Origin of the sequence: Virgisporangium ochraceum, from assembly GCF_016863655.1 — a bacterium.
Taxonomy (GTDB): Bacteria; Actinomycetota; Actinomycetes; order Mycobacteriales; family Micromonosporaceae; genus Virgisporangium; species Virgisporangium ochraceum.
The window spans coordinates 1-17,973 of record NZ_BOPH01000152.1; the positions used below are offsets into that span (position 1 = coordinate 1).

Genomic DNA, 17,973 nt, shown 5'->3' on the forward strand with positions numbered 1-17,973 from the left:
CTGCGCGTTCCAGGCCGGCAGCTTCCAACCGCAGCTGGCCTACAGCCTCGCCAACGGCGTGGCACCCCCGCAGGACCAGCCGTCGACCCCGGCGTCGAGCTCGAGCAGCCCGCCGTCGAGCAGCAGTTCGTCGCCCAACACCCCGCCCGGTGCCTGCGCGGCGACCTACCGGATCGACAGCCAGTGGAACACCGGCTTCGGCGCGACCGTGACCGTGCGGGCCGGCACCTCGGCCATCAACGGCTGGACCGTGCGGTGGACGTTCGCCAACGGCCAGACGATCAGCCAGATCTGGAACGGCACCGACACGCCGAACGGCGCCTCGCACTCGGTACGCAACGTGTCGCACAACGGCTCGTTGGGCGCCGGCGCGTCCACGTCGTTCGGTTTCAACGGGACGTGGAGCGGCACCAACTCGGTGCCGACGCTGACCTGCACCACCCCGTGACGACCGCCTGACACCAGCGGGCGGGTGCCGACGCGGCGCCCGCCCGCTGCCGCATCGGCGGAATCCTTCGCGAAGCGTCAGCAGGACGCCTTCGCGAAGCGGCGGAACGCCTCCAGCGTCATCGGCACCTCGCGGTCGTACGACTCGGGCCTGGACCACACCTCGCCGGCGGGCAGCGAGCGGAGGTCGCCCATCGTGAACGTCACTCCGGAGTCGCGGCCCTCACTGGGCCCGCTGTAGTCGACGGAGACCCGGTAGCTGCGCTCGTCACTCGGCGCCGGTGGACCCGGACGGCTGGGGGCCGCTCTCGTACAGGTCGAGCCCGGTCAGCCGGTCCCTACCCGAGCACAGGTGGACGACGACCGTCGGCCTGCCGTCGCGGAGAAGGACGGCGCTGTTGACCCGCTTGGGCGGCGAGCATCCGACCAGGGCGGCGGCGCAGACCCGGAGCAGAACCGGCACGGCGCCCCGCACGGACCGGCGGCGGAGGACGAACACGGGGCCACGGTAGACGGTGCCGGCCGCGTGCGACTGTCACCGATCGGCCAGACACGTCGCACTGGGTCGTGCCGGTGGGCCGCATCGACCAGTTGGACACAGCTGGCGCCCATTCCAGTCCCCCGTCGGGATGGTCGCCACGGGGTTGACGGCGCGTTTATCTGGTGACCAGCATGGTTTCGGCGTCGGTGAAGGTGTACGGCTCCCAGGCGCCATTCTCGTTCGCGGCGACCGGTTCGATCTGAACCGTGAGGTCGCCGAGGTCGGCGGCTGGGACGGTAGACGACTCGAACATGGTGACGCTGCCCCCAGGAGCGATGCGGGTGGCCTCTTCACTGGTCTGCAGCTGTTCGTCGGGGTTCTTGGTGGAGTAGCCGGCCTCGGCTTCGCCCCGGACGCGGTTCGGCCCGGACAACACAGTGAGGTACCGGCTGTAAGGCTCAAGGGGAACCGCTTCGCTGCTGGTGTTTCGGAACGTCCACGTGACTCGGACGATCGCCCGGTCGGCGGGCAAGTCGGAGGCGAGTCGTCTTGGCATCTGTTCGACCTTGTCGAGGGTCAGCGTGATGCCGTCCGGGAAGGTGACGGAGCGACCCTCGGCGCTGGCGGCCGAGCCCTCAGTCGCTACGGGTGAGGCCGAGGTAGCGTCTTCGCCTGACGGGTCTCCGGAGGACCCAGCGTCCTCCCCCGGCGTCAGCGTGAACTCCACTCCCTGGTCGGCGCAGGCGGACTGCAGGCCGGTGACGTGGGTCGCCATCGGTCCGAGAAACGCCAACGCGCCCATTTCCTCGCCCTCGGGAAGTTGCTGGATCTGCCAGATGACGTCGACCAGTTTGGTGCCGTGATCGCGGATGTCGTCGTGACGCGAGTCTGCGAACTGCTTGCGGATGGCGCGGTACTCAGTCTCCGTGATCTCTTTGCCCTCGGTTCCGTCTTGCGGTCCAACCTGACCATCCCTGATCGCCTTGCAGGCGGCAACACCCGGGTCCTCGCGGACGAACCGGTAGTAGGCCAACGCGCCACTCGCGAGCAGGACCGCAGCAACGATCAGTGCAGCAGCAAGGACGAGTGAACGGCGCTGTCTCCACCCGGGGCGGACGGACGGGCGGTCAAGATCGTTGGGAGCGCCAGGGTCGGGGGCGCCGGGAGTGAACCCCTGTGACTGCCGTTCCTCAACTGGATCCGGGACCGGGGATGAAGGTGTATCGGTCACGACATGCTCCGTGGAAAGTCCGAGGACGCGGGCAGATTGGTGACACCGCGTTGCGCGTCGCACATCATCCCGCACACGTCAGCGACGTTGCTTGACGTTGACCGAAACATTGACCAATCGGCCACGACGTACAGCGGCATGGTTGCGCTGTATCGACCGGCGGGGGCTCAACCGACCCGGCCGGGCGAGATCGCAGCCCGATCGCTGCACACCTCGTAAGCGACAGTGCCGATCTGGGTCACCGCGCGGCACCCCGTGCACACCCAGGTCCCCCGGCACCAACGCGACGGCGGCAGATCCCACCGGGCCACCGGCGACTCGCAGGCGTCACGATGCATGCCGGGATCCTGCCACCGGGCATGCGGGAACGCCGGATCAACGAGCACCCTCAGCGGCGGGTCCGGATGCTGTTTGGTCATGCGATCGGCGGAATCGTCAACCAGGTGCAACCGGTCTGTGTGGTCTGGCGGCAGGAGCACGGGACCCACAGCAGCCGGCTCGCGATTGACACCCGCTCCCCGACGCGCACCGCGCCGCACGTAATGTCGGTCGCGGCCCGACCAAGCAGGAGACACCATGACCGACCTGGCCACCTGGCTACGCGCCCAACTCGCCGACGACCAGGAACCCGGCCCCATCGCAGCCGCGCACCGCGCGATTCTGGACCTGCACCGCGACGACGGGCTCGGCTGGTGCACCTCCTGCGGCGCAATGACCCTCGACGACCACGACCGCGCCCCGGTAGAAACCCCGTGCGACACGCTACGCGCGCTGGCCTCGGCCTACGCCGACCGGCACGGCTACAACCCGGGGTGGGCGCTGTAGCCATTCGCCAGGCCCGGACGAAATCCAAGGTTGACTCCATCTGCCCCATTACCCTCGACCGCGCGACGTGATCCCCAGGCTCTCCAATGCCGACTCCGTCGCACTCCACGACCAGCCGCGTGACAATCCAACGCGCGACCGGATCGGCTACGCTGCCGACATGGTCAGCGGCCCTCACGACGTTCGGCATGTCGCCGTCGCCTCCGGTCGTTGCATACCTCGCCTCGCCGAATGCTCGACGCACGCGCGCCGATGATCTAGACATCGCGCTTTCAGAAACCCGCGCCGTCGAGCCCAGGGGCAGTAGCTCAACGGTCAGAGCAACGTCCTTATAAGACGTCGGTCGCAGGTTCAAGTCCCGTCTGCCCCACCCATCGACACGTCCAGCACGGTCCGTGCAACACGATCAGCTCGGCGATCGCAGCCCGGCCAGACCAGCGCGCCGGCTCTCATCGACTCCGTATTGAGTCGGCGGGATCTCACCCCGCAGGACGGCCGCCACCGCGTGGGGGAACGGCATACCTCTCCATGAGCGCTGGTAGCCCTCGTCTCCGTGCCTTTCGAAGACGGCCTCGGCCATGTTGGTGGCCGCCCGGACCACGGCTTGCACCGACACGCGCTGTGTCGTCGTCGACGACCCACGTCAACCGGGCCCAGCCGGGACCGATCAGTTTCCACTTCATGTCGAACTGTGCGACGTTCACTCCGCTGAAGGTAAACGCCGACCACCGGCTCAACCGGTCCCGGACGATCGACGACCCGCCTGTCCGGAGAATCGTCTGCCTGGTCGCCGGGTCCGGGTACAGTTCGATCATGGGCACGGTCACTGACGCGTGGGCAGACATCGAGCGTTGGCTGGCCAGACACGCGCCCCGCAGCGCCGCTCTCCTCGCCGGGCCGGCCGACGCCGCCGCGATCGCCGCTGCCGAAGCCCGGCTGGGACTGGCGTTTCCGCCCGAACTCGTCGAGTCGCTGTCACGCCACAACGGCCTGACGCAATGGGACAACCTGTTCCCCGGCCACCCGCCACTGTCGGTCGACGGGATCGTCGAGCACTACGAGATGTGCCTCGAGATCGACGAGGACGAGGGCGACTACCACGACACCCTCGACGAGGGCGAGGAGCCGTGGTGGCACGAGCTCTGGCTCCCGTTCTCCCAGATCGACGGTGACTCGCAGATCTTCGACCTGCGCCCCGGCCCGGGCCACGGCCGCCTCGGCACCGCCGTCCACGACAACAGCGGCGATTTCACCCACGCGTGGCCGAGCCTCGGCGCCTACCTGGCCGACACGGCTGGCGCCCTCCTACGCGGTGGCGGCGCCGACGGCAACTCCAACGATGGCCGCCGCTACTGGGTCCCGTACCTCACACCGGAGAGCACCCTGTGGTGGTCGAGCGCCGGCGAGACCCACCTCAACGGCAAACCGTTGCGGCCCGCCCCGGTCGAGGTGTCGACCTGCTGCTTCCGGTCGGTGTGAGCGGATACAGGTCAGGGCAGTTCGGTGTCCGCGTGGGCGGCGAGGTCGTGGCTGGCGGTCTCCGCCGCAGATGAATGACACTCCGAGTGCCGACAATCTCCACATGTCCGACCATGGCTGTATGGCGCGGCGGCCGGCATACGTGAGTCAGCAGACAATGACGTCAGAGCAGGGACTTCTGGCATTGGCGGGACGGCGAGAGGCCCTGCCATTGCGCGAAGCGGTGACGCTCTTCAGGGATCTTGTGTCAGCTGACATGGACTGGGCGGATTCCCGCAAGTCGTACTTCAGGCGCCGGGCGACATGGTCGAAGACCCTGTCGCTCACGCTGACTGCCCTGTCGACTGTGGTTCTGGGCATCCAGCAGATCCCATTCAACGCGACCATAGCCTTGCCGATGGTCGCGGCTGTCACTCTCCTCGGCTCCTTGGAGTTGTTCCACAACTGGCGGTCGAGGTGGATTCTGATGGAGGAAACACGCTATCGCCTGAATCGCCTACGCGACGAGATCGACTACCACCTGGTTGCGACAGCCGCCGACGAGACCACACGCGAGAACTTCGATCAGTTCTTCGCCGACCAACAGCAGATCTGGGCCGATGTCAGCAGGCAATGGGTGGAGTTCCGCCGGATCGGGGATTCGTTCCAGCCCGGCATCCCGGCGTCGCCGCCGACCGCTCGTTGAACGTCGGCGCGCGGTCGCGCCCGGCGGAGCGGCCGTCGCGGCATGGCCCTGTGCGCCGTCTCGTTCACCGCGGCGCACAGGGCCATGTCACGGGCTATCGGGTGACGGGAATGCTCACCGTGTAGGTCCTCGGCAGGTACCGGTCGGTGCCGTCGAAGGTGAACGTCCAGGTGTTCTCGCCGGTCGCCCGCGGGCGGTTGCGGAACCCGAACGAGCCGTCGGCCGCGGTGGTGACGTCGGGCAGGGTCACGGTGCCGCGGCGGTCGGTGCGGGTCACGTGGACGGTCTGGCCGCCCACCGGTTCGCCCTTCTCGGTCTTGAGGGTGCCGGCGAAGACGACGGGCTTGCCGACCTCACCGCCCGAGGTGGGTGAGGTGAATTCGAAGTCGGTGGCGACCGGGGACGTGTCCGGGGGCGCGTCGATGGTGGTCAGGTTCATCGCCGAGTTGCTCAGGCTCTTGGTGGCCAGGTAGAGCCGGTTCGCCGCGCCGATCGCGAGTCCGCGGTGGGCGGGTTCGAGACCGAACTGGCGGTAGACCACCCAGTCCGGGGTGTACCTGCCCGGAGAGAAGAACGCCAGTCCACGGTCGTCGGAGTACGTGGCGATCCGACCGTCGGGCTCGACGGTCAGCGAGATCGTGGACCCGGGCGCGCCGTAGCTCCCAACCTCGGTGAGGTCGGCCGTGGAGTAGGCGGCGAGCTTGGTGGTGAACTGGTACGGCCCGGGCGTCGCCGCGATCACGGTGGAGCCGTCGGCGGTCACCGCGAACTCCGACACGCTCTTGATCAGCTCCTCGACCGCGGTGCGCCGCACCGCGGTCGCGCCGGTGACGTCGTAGCTGATCAAGCGGTTCGGGTAGACGCCCTCGACCATCGCGAACAGCAGCGGGTCGTCGGCCGAGCCGCTTTCGAGCCGTGGCGCGAAGGTGAGGTAGTCACCCTGGCCGAGGACGGGCGGCGCCGCCGGGTCGGCCAGGTCGAACGAGCCGAGGTGACCGGAGGACGAGCCGCGGCAGCCGTAGCTGAACCAGAGCTTGCCGCCGGCCAGGGCGACGTCGTACGGGCAGGTACCGGTGCCGAGTTCGAGCCGGCCGCGTTCGGTGCCCGTGGCCGTGTCGATGACGCTGATCGCGTCCGCCCGGGACAGCGCCGCGTAGATGGTGCCGCCGTCGGAGCTGAGGGTGAGCCCGGTCGCCCCCGCCTGACCGGGAATCGTGCCGACGATGACTCCGTCGAGGTCGGCGATCTGGATGGTGTCGTGGTCGGCACCGCCGGAGAGGAAGATCCGGTCGCTCTTCACCATGTCGGAGAAGCCGGTGTCGAGCACGGTGACGGAGTTGACGACGACGAGCTCCTGCTCGGCGGCGACCGCCGGCTGGGGTCCGGCGGCCACGAGGGCCAGTCCGGCTACGCCCGCGACGAGAATTGTGGACAGACGACGCATACTACTCCTTTGCCTGATGACAAACGTCCACAAGTGTGAATGCTGGAAACGTTCCCCGCTGCCCCGTCGACGCAAGGAATGGGTGAACATGAATGTTGACCACGAGCAGGCCCGGGGGTCGTTCCTCGACGGGCTCGACACGTTCACGACGTGCGTGCAGACCCTGAGCGACCTCGATCTGATGGCGGCCAGCCGATGCACGGGCTGGACCGCCGGCGACGTGGTCGTCCACGTCCACCTCGGGCTGCAGGAGATGCTGCTCGGTCTGGTCACCCTCACCGACGAGAATCCCGACACCGACGCCGCCTCGTACTGGCAGGCCCCGCTACCCACGACCGACGACGATGCCGACGAACTGGACGGCATGTGGTTCGTCCGGCTGCTGGGTGCGTCCTACCGGCGACCGTCCAACGCGGTGCGGCACATGCTGCCGGCCGTGGCCGGTATCCGCGCCGCCGCGGCTCGGTTGGCGCCCGGCGCCGTGCGGTTCCAGGGCCACGTCCTGTCCACCGGTGACTTCCTCGCCACGTGGGCCGTCGAACTGGCCGTCCACCACCTCGACCTCGGGCGCGAGTTGACGCTGGCGCCTCCCGGCTGAGTCGCCACAGCGGTCACGACTCGGTGTCGACTCGTTCAGCCTGGCGGTTACGACCATCCGCCGATGACCGGTACCGCCGTGCCGTCGGCGGTTTCGCCGTACACCGCGGCGCCGGGTGGTTCGCCGAGCTTGCCGTTGGCGTCCATCGGTATCCGCAACTCCGCCGGACTGAACGCGGCGACCCGCGCGGCCACCGTCCGTTGCTCGGTGCCGATCCGTACGTGGAGCCGGGCGATCTCTGGCCCACCGATCACGACCAGGGCGTACGGCCCGTCTCCGTTCGGCCCACTGGTCCAGCCGGCGGCGAGGATCGGCGCGGGCAGCCGGCCACCGGTGTCGAACGAGCGCGTCGACGACGGCCGGCGGCCCTGGGCCAGCAGTGCGCCACCGGTACCGGCGCCGATCGCGACCGCCGGTGTGCGTCCCGGATCGAGAACCACCGCGGTGAGCCGGCCGACGTGGGGCAGGTCGCCGCGCCAGAGCAGGTCGGCGGGCGCCCGGTCCGCGGCTATCTGCGAATACGGTGCCCGGGCGTAGCGGTCGCGTTCGGCCGTCGCGGCGAGCAGAGCCCGGGCGACCCGCCGGGCCCCGTCGTCGTCGGCCAGTTCCGCCCGCAGGGCGTCGGTGACGACCAGCTCGAACGCGGCGTCCCTGCGTAGCAGCCACACCGACCCGGTGACCACGACGAGCGCCTCGCCGCGCACCGCGAGCACGCCGTCGGTCACCCGTTCCTCCCGGACCCCGGTGCCGACGACCCGGACGGTGGCGTCGCGGAGCACGTCGGTGAGCAGCCATCCGTCGTCGTCGAGCCGGAGCGGCTGGTTGCTCCAGCTGTTCGCGACACCCCGCTTGATCGGTTCCGGCTCACCGACGACGGCGCCGCGCCCGGCCGCCGCTTCCTGGTAGCGCACCACGTATCCGGCCGAGTACAGCAGCACGAGCGGGCCGCCGGCCCGGTCGCCCGCCCACAGCGCGGCGAACCGCCAGCGTGGCTCGTCGGCGTCGCGATGAGGGCTTTCCGCGGGTGCCGGAAAGGAACGGTCTTCCTGAGCCTTGTGCAGCCAGGCCCGCGCCGCCCGCTCGAGCAGCGCCCTGTCGCCCAGGGCCGCACCGGCGCCCCGGAACGGCGGATCACCGGCGAACCGCGGCTCCGGCCCGGAGATCACGGCGCCCTCGCTGACCGTGACCGAGAACGCGGCCGGGTCGTCCCCGTCCCGGATGACCAGGACGACGATCACCCCGACGGCCAGCACCGCGGCCGCCGCCGTCACGGCCCACCACCGTGGCCCGATCCTGCGCCACCAACTCTCCGTCATGGCGGCGATCGTATCGACGCGCGTCCAAATGATCCGGAGCCGTCACCACCACCACGCTGCCGTGTCCGCCCGGCGAAAGCCGGACGGCCGGCGGGTCCGCGATCGTCAACGCCGGCCGCGCAGGGCGGCCTCCAGCCGCTGGACATGGTCGTCGGTGATCCGGCCGTTGTCGTCGAGCGCCTCCCGCACGACGCCCTGGAACACCTGGCTGAAGGCCACGTAGTTCGTGGTCATGGGACGGGGACGGGCCGCCTCGATCGACTCGAGGAGCGTCTGCGCGTACGGATAGCGCTCCTGCACCCGCGCGTCGAGGTAGACGATCCGCCGGGTGGCGGCGAGCCCGCCGCGTTCGAAGAGGATCTGCTGGCTGCGTTCGCTGGTGAGGTACTCGATGAGTGCGCGGGCGGCACGCGGCCGGGCCGACCGGCTCGACACCGCGAGGTTCTGGCCACCCAGCACACTCGGCCCGCCCGGCAGCGGCGTGACCGCGAACGGGACCCGCGGCGCCGGCGCCCCCTCCGGCGTCAGCAGGCGGTACGCGACCGGCCAGTTGCGCATGAACGCCGCCCGGCCCTCGGCGAAGGCATCGGTGCTGCCGCGTTCGTCGAATCCGCGCGACCCGGGAAGGATCAACGGCAGGTTGCCCGGCTCGGCCAGTCCGGCGGCGAGCCACCGCAGTCCGGCGGCGGCCTCCTCCGACTTGATGACGATCCGGTTGTCCCGGCTCACCACGTCACCACCGGCGGCCCAGATGGCTTCGAGCGCGTTGACCGTCAGCCCCTCGTAGGCCCGCAACTGGCTGACGTACCCGGCCTCGACGCCGCGGCGCTCCGCCACCGGCCGCTGCCGGACCTGGTCGATGGCGGCGCGGACACCGGTCAGGCTGCCCGGCGGCTCCAGCCCCAGGTCGGTGCGGTGGTAGAGCAGGGCCGCGTCGGTGTTGAACGGCAACGCCCACAACTTGCCGTTCCACTCACACGTCAGCAACGGCTTCTCCAGGAAGCCGGAGCGGTCGACCGGGCCGCCCGGGAAGGGGACGATGTACCTGGCCGCGGCGAACTCGGCGGTCCACGTCACGTCCAGGTTGTAGATGTCGACGCGGTTGGCGGTGGCCTGGGCGTACTCGACCATGGCGGCGTGGGCGTCGTCGGCCCGCGCGGGCAGCGACACGATGCGCGCCTGCTGCCGGTGGGTCGCGTTCCACTGGGCGACCAGGATCTCGCGTTGCTTGTCGTCGCTCTCGTCGAGGCCGCTCAGAATGATCAGCGGATCGTCGGTCGGCGGCTCGAGGCCGTCCGGACGGTCGGGCAGGAGAGCCGGCACGAGGACGGCGACCAGAGCGCCGACGACCACACCGGTCAGGACGCCGGACCGGAAGCGGTGGCGTCGTGCCCACTCCCAGACGGCGGTCGCGAATCGGCGCACCATCGACGATCCCTTCCCTTCCACGGCGGTGCTCTCAGCCTCGCCACAACTCCCGAAGGACACCCAGCAGCACGTCACCGACGGCGCCCGGCAGCGCCTCCACGCAGCGGCCACCGGTGCTCGCCGGAAGCGCCCGGAGGCTGCGGGCCGAGCAGCTCGCCTCACCGATGGCGACGACCCAGATCTGGGCCCGCTGGCCGCTGACCGCCTCGGTGTACCGCTCGGCCGTCAACCGGCTCGCGTTGTCGTCCTCGCCGTCGGTCACGATCACCACGGCGGTGATCCGTTTGTCGTCGGTCGGGCCGACCTCCGTCGCGCCGGTGACGGCCGCGGCGAACAGCGGCGTGCGACCGCCGACGGCGACGGCGTTCAGCGCGGCCGCGGCGGCCGCGTCCCGGCGTTGACCGCCGACAAGGGTGTCCCGCGGCCCGATGTCGACCAGTCGGCGTACCCCGCTGGGGTCGTCGCCCTGGAACACCGAGACCCCGACCTCGTCGTCCGGGCCCATGAAGCGCGTCCCGTCGACGGCGGCCCGCGTCGCGGCGTCCCATCGGCGGAGCCCCGCGCTGCGGGTTCCCATCGACCCGGAGCCGTCGAGCATGAGCAGGACCCGGCCCGCGCGCATCGCGTTGCGGTACGCGGTGAGGATGCGCCCCCGGACGGCATCGTCCGGCTCCACCCGGCTGAACGGCGCACCCGGCAGCGCGCCGTGATCGGTGGTCAGCGCGCCGCCACCGGCGAAACCGGGTGGCCGCAGGCCGATCTCGGCCAGCGCCCGCCGCCCCTCGGCCGCGGCCAACCAGGCGCCGAACCGCTGGGCCGCGGCCAGCTGCGCCGGTGACCGGGCCGGCCAGTCCAGGCGCACGAACGGGTGGTCGAGCACGGCGGTGCTCGCCGGGTACGACAGGCGCAGACGGGTGTCGAAGCGTGGCCGCGTCGCGCCGCACGCCGGACCGATCGGGTCGCCCCGGTTGAAACGGACGGCCACCTGCTCCGGCAGCAGCAGGGCGACAGTGGAGCGTGTCTCGTCGTAGTGGCACAGCAGCGTGGGAACGTCGGCTCCGGCCGGGAACCGGGCCTCGGTGCGGGCCCGGTCGAGTTTCTCCTCCACCGCCGGTCCGGCGCCGGGATCCGCCGCGTAGATCGGGCTCCGGGCCAGTTCTCCGGTGACCGACGCGGTCGGTTCCGGCACCACCACCCGGCGGCCGACGTCGTCGGCGCCGCGGAGCAGGTCGGTCAGCGTCGCGCCGGTGAGCGGCAGGTGCTCCGTGGCACCCGTCGTGTCCAGGCCGCGTTCCGGCGTGGCCACCACGATCGGGGACGTGGCCAGGTGGCGTATCTCCGCGACCGGAGCGGTGCCGCGGACAGTCTCCACGTGCACCGACGAGTCGGGGAGCCACACGTCGGGACTCGGCCCGACCGCCGCCCGCGCCTCGTCGGTCCACCGGGCGCGCAGCAGTGCGGCCGCCTGCTGCTCCGGTGCGGCGGTGACGTGCACCCGCGCGACCGGGCAGCCGTAGTCGCGCTCGGCGGCCCGCTCGTACGCGTCACGCAGCCGCAGCACCGGGTCGTAGCTGTCCGGGGTGGTCAGTACCGAGATCTGCGCCGGCGGCGGACAGCCGGTGAGCGTCACCCGGGCGGCACCGGCGGCCTGCAGCGCGCCGCCGGCGAACACCAGCGCGAGGACCAGCGGCAGCGCCAGGCTCAGCGACCGGCGCCAGAAGTGCGGGTACCGGCCGGGAGCCACGAGCCGCCGGGTCATGCGGCGCGCGACGGGCCACCGCCCGACACCCCGGCGGTCCCACGGCACGGTCGCGGTCACCCACCGGGCGATCCGGGTGGCGGCCCGCGTACGGATCCCCCGGTCGAGCCGGACGGCGAGAGCGGCGGCCACGACGACGAGCAGCGCCCAGCGCCACGGTGCCGACGGCAGCCACCCGCGGAGACCGGCGGGGGTCCAGGCCAGCGCGCCGTCGGCGATCGCGGCGACGACCGGTCCGGCCGCCACGGCACCGGCCAGTGCCGCCACCCAGCCGCCCCGGGAGCGACGGGCGGCGGCGTGCACCAGCTTCGTCGGAACCACCGGGCCGCCGGTGTGCGCCGCGTTCGGCGCGAGCACCAGTTCGTCGACGCGGCCCTTGCGGACGAACTCCGGGAGCGGGAAGTTGCCGCCGCCGAGCCGCCGGCGCAGGTACTCGACGGCCGAGTCGAGGGTGATCGGGTCGGGGCCGCCGGGGTCGCCCTCGTTCAGCAGGGTGATCAGCTCTCCGCTGAAGGCGGTGTGACGCGCACCCGACGGCGCGAACGCGAAGTCGTCGCGACCGGCGGCCGCGAGCACCGCCCAGCCGGCGATGTCGACCGACGGCTTCTGGTCGGCCGGAGCAAGCACGTCGACCGCGCGGCCCGAGTAGCAGCAGTCGAGGATCGCGAGGCGCACGGGCGCGCGGCTGTTCTGCAGGTACCGCCGGATCTGGGCGAACGGCTGGGAGGTGTGCTCCCACTCGACCTCGGTCTCCCGGGTGGCCAGGTACAGCTCGCCGCGGTCGTTCACCACGCCGTGTCCGACGTAGTAGAACACCAGGGGACCGGCGGCGGCGCGTACCGCTTTGGCGACCGCGCTCGCGAACTCCGACGGGTTGGCCGGCTCGACCACGGTGACGTTCTCCGGATCGACACCGCACCGCGTCACCAGCGCCCACCGCAGGTCTTCCAGTGTGGTGCCCACGGCCGGCACCGTGCGCAGGCCGGAGGTGCGCGGGTGGTCGCCGGTCCCGATCAGCAGGACGGTCGCGTCGCCCAGATCGCCCGGCCCGGCCGACACGTTCACTGCGTCTCCGTGGGCTCCATCGGCTCTGTGCGCTCTGCTGATTCCAACCCGCGGACGATCCGGTCGACCTCACCACGAAGCTCGTCGGCGCCGAGGCGGCGGACACGCTGGGCGGTGAGTTCGACACTGGTGCCGTCGGCCCGGCTGATCGTCAGGCTGATGTCGGTGTGCCGACTGCGGATCCAGGAGATCAACGCCGGCACCACGGCCGCCGCCAGCGGGGCGGCCACCACCAGTGCGTCGGTGAGCGGGCCCAGCGCGTCGGCCGGTGCCGCGGCCGCCCGCAGGTCGACCCGGCCGCGCAACTCGTCGTGCCCGGCCAGCCAACCGCGGATGGACCTGAGGTCGTCGCCCGACCTGGACGTGGGATCGACGATCGTCACCAACAATTCGTCAGTCACCGCCGACACGTTAGCATGACGCACCGCATCCACGCGTTTACATGTTTCGACGATCGACGCGCCTTCACCGGCCGGCGCATGCTTACGGCTTCCGGGCCACCCCGCCGAGCATGGTGTAGTAGCTGACGTACTTCTCGACCGGGGGCTCGGTGTCGGGTCGCCATTCCTCCACCGGTACCAGCCCGGGTTCGAGCATCTCGAAGTCGCCGAAGTACGCCTCGAGCTCGCTGCGACTGCGCCAGCGACCGGTACCCAGGGTCTCGTTGAACACCCGCTCGGCTTCGTGCACCTTCTCCGAGATCAGCGGGTGTTCCTCGCCCGGGTCCCAGAAGTGGATGATCGCGAGGTAGCTGCCCGACGGCAGCGCCGCCCGCAGGGTGGCGGCGATCCCGCCCGGATCCGCGTCGTCGTGCAGGTGGTGCAGGACCGACAGCAGCAGCAGGCCGATCGGCTCGGCGAAGTTCAGGCGGTCGCGCACCACCGGATGTTCCAGGATCGCCTCGGGCGATCGGAGGTCCGCCTCGATGACCGTGGTGTTCGGGCTGTTCGCGAGCAGCGCCCGGCCGTGCACCAGCACCATCGGGTCGTTGTCCACGTAGACGACCCGGCACGCCGGATCCACGTCCTGCGCGACCTGGTGCACGTTGGTGTCGGTGGGCAGGCCCGAGCCGATGTCGAGGAACTGGCGGACGCCGGCGTCGGCGGCCATGTGGTGTACCGCCCGGCGGAGGAACGAGCGACAGGCCCGGCCCGCCTCCCGAGCGTCCGGAATGATGGTCAGCGCCTGTTCCGCGGCCATCCGATCGACCGCGAAGTGGTCCTTGCCGCCGATGAAATAGTCGTAAACCCGGGCAACGTTAGGCTTCGTGATGTCGATGCCTCGGCGCGCCGCCACGTCCTCGGACACTCCGCAACCCTCCCTGATGGATTCGGCGCATCGACGGACGCAGTCCGTCGCCGCCCCGTGAACTTACCGGTAAACCGGAGGTGTTCGTCGCCCGGTCTTCGGTCGGGACGCCACGGCCGACCGGGCAGCCGGACCCGGAGATCCCGCGACCCGAGGGCTGCCAACCACACACTCGGCGCTCCCACCACGGACTCGTTCCACCGGCTCGTGGCGGGCGACATCCGGCCAGGACGTCGCTGATCAGGTTCGTGTCAGGAGTCCGACACGGGAGGTCACGTTCATCCGCACGCACCGGGTGACGCTGCCGTCCAGGCACAGCACGGAGCTGCTGCCGTTTCTCAGCCATGCGCCGTCCGCTGACGCCGCGGCACGGGCTGCTGGATGTCCGGTCGCGCGCGAGGATGGTCAGATGCGGATCCATCACCTCAACTGCGGCACGATGCGTCCGATCGGCGGCCGGTTGATCAGTGGCGGCGGGCCGGCCCGGTTGGTTGCCCACTGCCTGCTGATAGAAGCCGACGGGGGGCTGGTCCTGGTCGACACCGGCTTCGGGCTCAGCGCTCTCGCCGATCCGGTTGCGGCCGTCGGTGGCATGTTCGTGCGGACCGCCCGGCCGGTGCTCGACGCGGCGGAGGCGGCCGTCACCCAGGTTCGGACGCTCGGGTACGACCCGGCCGACGTACGCCACGTTCTGGTGACCCATCTCGACCCCGACCACGCCGGTGGCCTGCCGGACTTCCCCGACGCCGAGGTTCATGTGCACGTCGCGGAGCATCGGGCGGCTCTGGCCCGGCGGGGCATGGCCGACCGCAACCGGTACCGCCCAAGCCTATGGGACCACGAGCTGCGCTGGTCGTTGCACGACGTCGACGGCGGGGAGGACTGGTTCGGCTTCCCCTCCGTGCGACCCCTGGACGAGTCGTGGCCGCCGATCCGCCTGGTGCGCCTGGCCGGACACACTGCCGGACACGTCGGGGTGGCGGTGCCGACGGACGCCGGGACATGGCTGCTGCACGCGGGTGACGCGTACTTCCACCGGGTCACGATCGACGGAACCGCCCGCCCCCCGCTGGGGATCCGGCTGGAAGAAGCGAGTACCCAGACCGACCGCGCGGCCAGGCTCACCACCGTGGCCAAGCTGCGGGCGGCCCGCCAGGCGGGTATCGAGGTGTTCTGCTCCCACGACCCCGTCGAGTACGAGCGGCAGGCGAGCACTCGCGTCGAGCCACCGCCGACGGATTGATCGCAGCGCGGCTGATCCGTGCACCTGCTCTGACAGGCACGTCTGCGTCAGGCTCCGGTGCGATGCAGGCGCTCCCCCAACGTGGTGGCCAGCGCCTTGCTGAGGATCTGGTAGGCGGGATCGCGGGCGAGCCACAACAACTTGTGCCGCCGTCCGTCGAGCGTCCGCAGTCGTAGACCATGCGTGGTGAGACCTCGAACCAGGCGTGCGTGCGCGATGTCCGAGAAAGCGATGACCTTGTTGGTCGGGTGCTCGGCCAGCAGTCCCTCCAGATCGAACGCGGCAACGTCAGCGCGTTCCAGTGGCTCGGCCACCGTCGGCCCCAGTCCGTGCGCCCGCGTCGCCTGGAGGCTGAGCCGACGGCGGATCAGCCCTGTCGACGTCAGCCACAGCTCTCCGTGAGTCCAGTCCAGCCACCCGGTCGTGCAACTGCGGGTCACACACTCAGCCACGTTCATGATCCACCAGAGTACGAGATCGTTCGCGGTCACCACTGCCGACGTCTCGAAGATCGCCTTCGCTCGCTCGGCGACCCTCGTCCGATCGCGGCCTGCGCCCACCACGTCCTCCGAGCCGTGAGCGTCGCGCGGCCACGCGCGGCGCCCCGAACCGAATGCGGCAGATGTGTGCGCCTGGTTCCGAGTCTCAGGAGATCCGGCAGTACAGCGCACCCCGGGTTCGTACCGCCTTGACGGCAAGGCTCGCCACCTCGACGACGATCTCGGCGGCGAGTTCGTCGTCGATCGTCTCGCCTTCGTCGGCCCGCAACTCGGCCCATCGCCTGGCAGCGGCGGGAAGCGTCTCGGCGTCGGCAGCGGCCAGCGCCGTCACGAGGTCCCCAGACGCGGCCACGACGAGCGGACGGTCGTTGCCACCGGCGATGATCTCGGAACCGTCGGCGGCGATGAGTTCGTCGAGGTCGCGGTTGGTCAGGACGCTCTCCCACTCGTCAAGCGTGGACAACACATCGAAGTTACCGAAGGTCACGGAGTCGGCTTCGGCGCCGGGCCTGGATTCGGCCGTACCGGCCGCCTCGGCGTGATCAGCGGCAACGAAGAACGTGATGATCGAACTCACGGTGCGAGTATCGCGCACGGCACGCGGTCCGCGCAGCAGTACCGACAACAGCAGTCCCGGCAGCTACTCAGCGGCGATCGGCCACCGCCTATCTGGCCCCGACACCGCAGTATCGGCATGGACCTCCCGCCGCCAGATCCTTGCCCACTGCTCGTGCGCCTTCGGCGTGTTCCACCGTGCGCGAGGGCCGTGCGGGTGGATCCCGCAGACCGGGCAGACACGGCCGCCACGATGTCGGCGAGTGCCGCAGGCCAGGCATTCGGTGTTCGCGTCGACGCCGGCGGCGTGTGCGTCGAGTACCCGGCGCACCACGACGGCCAGTGACTCGGTCGGATGCCGCTCAGGATCAGGGCAGTATGCGATCGCGCTCCAACCCCAGGAGTTCCACGGCGCTGCGGTCAGCGGCGCTCGCAGCCCAGCGGCCTTCTCCCGACGACGGCGTTGCGCGTATGCCCCGGCCAGAACGCATTCCCGCAACGCGTACAGCCGCCGCCGCAACGGCAGTCCAACCGCCAGATCAGCACGAGCGCGCCCCGTGGCTACGCATCCTTGCGCGCGATCCCAGGTTGGCCGGGCCTCGCGACGAGGCGACTGCTACGTCACCGGCGCACGATGAGGTAGACGCCCGATACGACGAGCACCAGCACCGAGACCGCGCCGAGAACTATCCCCGCCGCGTAGTCCAGTTCGGGAATGCGGGGCACGTACTCCGGATGGTTCTTTCGGTACCGATCGCGTTGCCGTGCCGTGCGGCCACGCCATCTACGCCCTTTTCGGATGAAGTAGGCCGACACTGACAGCCCGAAAAGACCGAAAAGCAGGCCACCTATCGGGTTGTCCTCGATCGTGATATCCGTCGCCTCGACCCTGTCGTTCAGACGGTCGAGTACGGTCACGCCCTGACGATACCGTCTCGAGACCTGCGCTGAAAGCGCACGCCGACCGCTGACGTGTTGCTCTGCGGTCATCGCGAGGTGGTCGATCTGATTCTGATCAACGGACTGCCGGGCTCCGGCAAGATGGCTGACGTCGTTCCCGCCGTGCCCGGGTCGGCTCTGGGAATGGCCGCCAGCGACATGATGTGGAACCTGGCAGCGGCCATGTCCGGAACCGTCATCCTGGAAACATGGTGGTTCAGACCAAGAGACCTGCCTTTCGTCGAAGCCGGCCTGCGACGGTGCGACCCGACGAGCGTCATCGAGGCCTGGTGCGACGTGCCGCCCCACGTCGCGAAGAGTCGGTACGGAGCCCGGCACCGGCACCGCATCCACGACGATCAAGGCAAACTCGCCGACGCCTGGCCGCGGTGGGAGACCGAGGCAGAGCCACTCGGCGTCGGCCCTGTCGTGCGGGTGGACACCAGCACTCCGGTGAACCTCGCCGACGTCTCGAAACAGATCGCGAACGCCAGGAGGTAGGCCGAGAGAACGCAGCACCCCCGATCGGCGGCAGATCAGGGCGCCAGGATCAATGATCCATCGCGCTTCAGTGACCGTCGCGGTGTACCACTCCGCGTCGCCGACCGTCCAAGGCCGAAGCACCACGTCGCCGCGCCCATCCAACCGCTCCACCCGCGCAGTACTCCAT

General features: G+C 70.4%; 19 protein-coding genes and 1 tRNA gene. 8 read left to right on the forward strand and 12 right to left on the reverse strand.

Going from position 1 to position 17,973, the window contains the following annotated elements; genetic code table 11:
- On the forward strand, positions 1–448 hold a 448-nt coding region (locus Voc01_RS50675; protein WP_203934998.1), incomplete at its 5' end, for a cellulose binding domain-containing protein.
- Positions 449–525: 77 nt separating this feature from the next.
- Here the strand turns inward: Voc01_RS50675 and Voc01_RS54385 are convergent.
- From Voc01_RS54385 to Voc01_RS50685, 3 genes are all read right to left on the reverse strand, one after another.
- Complete coding sequence (locus Voc01_RS54385; protein WP_275423840.1) at positions 526–654, reverse strand: hypothetical protein; 129 nt, start codon at positions 652–654, stop codon at positions 526–528.
- Positions 655–715: 61 nt separating this feature from the next.
- Positions 716–946 carry a hypothetical protein gene (locus tag Voc01_RS50680; RefSeq protein WP_203934999.1) on the reverse strand — a complete coding sequence of 77 codons (231 nt, stop codon included), beginning with the start codon at positions 944–946 and terminating at the stop codon, positions 716–718.
- Positions 947–1,103: 157 nt separating this feature from the next.
- Entirely contained in the window at positions 1,104–1,961 is an 858-nt protein-coding gene (locus Voc01_RS50685) for a hypothetical protein (protein WP_203935000.1), read from the reverse strand.
- Between the two features lie 774 nt (positions 1,962–2,735).
- Between Voc01_RS50685 and Voc01_RS50690 the strand changes: the two genes are divergently transcribed.
- The 4 genes from Voc01_RS50690 (at position 2,736) to Voc01_RS50705 (ending at position 5,148) form a co-directional block, all read left to right on the forward strand.
- Positions 2,736–2,984, forward strand: a complete 249-nt coding sequence (locus Voc01_RS50690; RefSeq protein ID WP_203935001.1) for a DUF6221 family protein — start codon at positions 2,736–2,738, stop codon at positions 2,982–2,984.
- Positions 2,985–3,281: 297 nt separating this feature from the next.
- A tRNA-Ile gene (locus Voc01_RS50695) sits at positions 3,282–3,354 on the forward strand.
- A gap of 443 nt (positions 3,355–3,797) precedes the next feature.
- A complete protein-coding gene (locus Voc01_RS50700; RefSeq protein WP_203935002.1) occupies positions 3,798–4,463 on the forward strand; it encodes an SMI1/KNR4 family protein in 666 nt (221 codons plus the stop codon).
- Between the two features lie 103 nt (positions 4,464–4,566).
- Entirely contained in the window at positions 4,567–5,148 is a 582-nt protein-coding gene (locus Voc01_RS50705) for a DUF4231 domain-containing protein (protein ID WP_203935003.1), read from the forward strand.
- Between the two features lie 94 nt (positions 5,149–5,242).
- On the opposite strand, the gene Voc01_RS50710 is transcribed toward Voc01_RS50705, so the two are convergent.
- Positions 5,243–6,592, reverse strand: a complete 1,350-nt coding sequence (locus tag Voc01_RS50710) for a hypothetical protein (protein WP_203935004.1) — start codon at positions 6,590–6,592, stop codon at positions 5,243–5,245.
- Positions 6,593–6,680: 88 nt separating this feature from the next.
- Between Voc01_RS50710 and Voc01_RS50715 the strand changes: the two genes are divergently transcribed.
- The gene (locus Voc01_RS50715) at positions 6,681–7,190 is read left to right on the forward strand and encodes a maleylpyruvate isomerase N-terminal domain-containing protein (RefSeq protein WP_203935005.1); all 510 of its coding nucleotides are present in this window, start codon (positions 6,681–6,683) and stop codon (positions 7,188–7,190) included.
- Positions 7,191–7,237: 47 nt separating this feature from the next.
- On the opposite strand, the gene Voc01_RS50720 is transcribed toward Voc01_RS50715, so the two are convergent.
- The 5 genes from Voc01_RS50720 to Voc01_RS50740 form a co-directional block, all read right to left on the reverse strand.
- A complete protein-coding gene (locus tag Voc01_RS50720) occupies positions 7,238–8,506 on the reverse strand; it encodes a hypothetical protein (protein WP_203935006.1) in 1,269 nt (422 codons plus the stop codon).
- A gap of 105 nt (positions 8,507–8,611) precedes the next feature.
- Positions 8,612–9,934 (reverse strand): extracellular solute-binding protein, encoded by a 1,323-nt coding sequence (locus tag Voc01_RS50725; RefSeq protein WP_203935007.1) that lies wholly within the window; start codon positions 9,932–9,934, stop codon positions 8,612–8,614.
- A gap of 31 nt (positions 9,935–9,965) precedes the next feature.
- Positions 9,966–12,758, reverse strand: coding sequence for a caspase, EACC1-associated type (locus Voc01_RS50730; protein WP_203935008.1), 2,793 nt, complete (start codon positions 12,756–12,758; stop codon positions 9,966–9,968).
- On the reverse strand, positions 12,755–13,159 hold the full coding sequence (locus Voc01_RS50735; protein WP_203935009.1) for an effector-associated constant component EACC1: 405 nt from the start codon (positions 13,157–13,159) through the stop codon (positions 12,755–12,757). Before Voc01_RS50735 ends, Voc01_RS50730 begins: the two co-directional genes overlap by 4 nt.
- Before the next feature lie 82 nt (positions 13,160–13,241).
- The gene (locus Voc01_RS50740) at positions 13,242–14,066 is read right to left on the reverse strand and encodes an SAM-dependent methyltransferase (protein WP_203935010.1); all 825 of its coding nucleotides are present in this window, start codon (positions 14,064–14,066) and stop codon (positions 13,242–13,244) included.
- A gap of 409 nt (positions 14,067–14,475) precedes the next feature.
- On the opposite strand from Voc01_RS50740, the gene Voc01_RS50745 reads away from it, so the two are divergent.
- Positions 14,476–15,309, forward strand: a complete 834-nt coding sequence (locus tag Voc01_RS50745; protein WP_203935011.1) for an MBL fold metallo-hydrolase — start codon at positions 14,476–14,478, stop codon at positions 15,307–15,309.
- 47 nt (positions 15,310–15,356) lie between these two features.
- On the opposite strand, the gene Voc01_RS50750 is transcribed toward Voc01_RS50745, so the two are convergent.
- The 3 genes from Voc01_RS50750 to Voc01_RS50760 form a co-directional block, all read right to left on the reverse strand.
- A complete protein-coding gene (locus tag Voc01_RS50750) occupies positions 15,357–15,869 on the reverse strand; it encodes a hypothetical protein (protein WP_203935012.1) in 513 nt (170 codons plus the stop codon).
- Between the two features lie 85 nt (positions 15,870–15,954).
- A complete protein-coding gene (locus Voc01_RS50755) occupies positions 15,955–16,434 on the reverse strand; it encodes a hypothetical protein (protein ID WP_203935013.1) in 480 nt (159 codons plus the stop codon).
- A 551-nt stretch (positions 16,435–16,985) separates the two neighbouring features.
- Positions 16,986–17,282 carry a hypothetical protein gene (locus Voc01_RS50760; RefSeq protein ID WP_203935014.1) on the reverse strand — a complete coding sequence of 99 codons (297 nt, stop codon included), beginning with the start codon at positions 17,280–17,282 and terminating at the stop codon, positions 16,986–16,988.
- Positions 17,283–17,360: 78 nt separating this feature from the next.
- Between Voc01_RS50760 and Voc01_RS50765 the strand changes: the two genes are divergently transcribed.
- On the forward strand, positions 17,361–17,804 hold the full coding sequence (locus tag Voc01_RS50765; RefSeq protein WP_203935015.1) for a P-loop nucleotide/nucleoside kinase family protein: 444 nt from the start codon (positions 17,361–17,363) through the stop codon (positions 17,802–17,804).
- Positions 17,805–17,973 lie beyond the last annotated feature (169 nt).

What these genes read in the sequence shown, in the direction of transcription:
- Voc01_RS50690 (WP_203935001.1), top strand. Translation starts at nt 2,736, where the DNA reads ATGACCGACCTGGCCACCTGGCTACGCGCCCAACTCGCCGACGACCAG.
- Voc01_RS50700 (WP_203935002.1), top strand. Translation starts at nt 3,798, where the DNA reads ATGGGCACGGTCACTGACGCGTGGGCAGACATCGAGCGTTGGCTGGCC.
- Voc01_RS50705 (WP_203935003.1), top strand. Translation starts at nt 4,567, where the DNA reads ATGTCCGACCATGGCTGTATGGCGCGGCGGCCGGCATACGTGAGTCAG.
- Voc01_RS50710 (WP_203935004.1), bottom strand. Translation starts at nt 6,592, where the DNA reads ATGCGTCGTCTGTCCACAATTCTCGTCGCGGGCGTAGCCGGACTGGCC.
- Voc01_RS50715 (WP_203935005.1), top strand. Translation starts at nt 6,681, where the DNA reads ATGAATGTTGACCACGAGCAGGCCCGGGGGTCGTTCCTCGACGGGCTC.
- Voc01_RS50720 (WP_203935006.1), bottom strand. Translation starts at nt 8,506, where the DNA reads ATGACGGAGAGTTGGTGGCGCAGGATCGGGCCACGGTGGTGGGCCGTG.
- Voc01_RS50725 (WP_203935007.1), bottom strand. Translation starts at nt 9,934, where the DNA reads ATGGTGCGCCGATTCGCGACCGCCGTCTGGGAGTGGGCACGACGCCAC.
- Voc01_RS50745 (WP_203935011.1), top strand. Translation starts at nt 14,476, where the DNA reads ATGCGGATCCATCACCTCAACTGCGGCACGATGCGTCCGATCGGCGGC.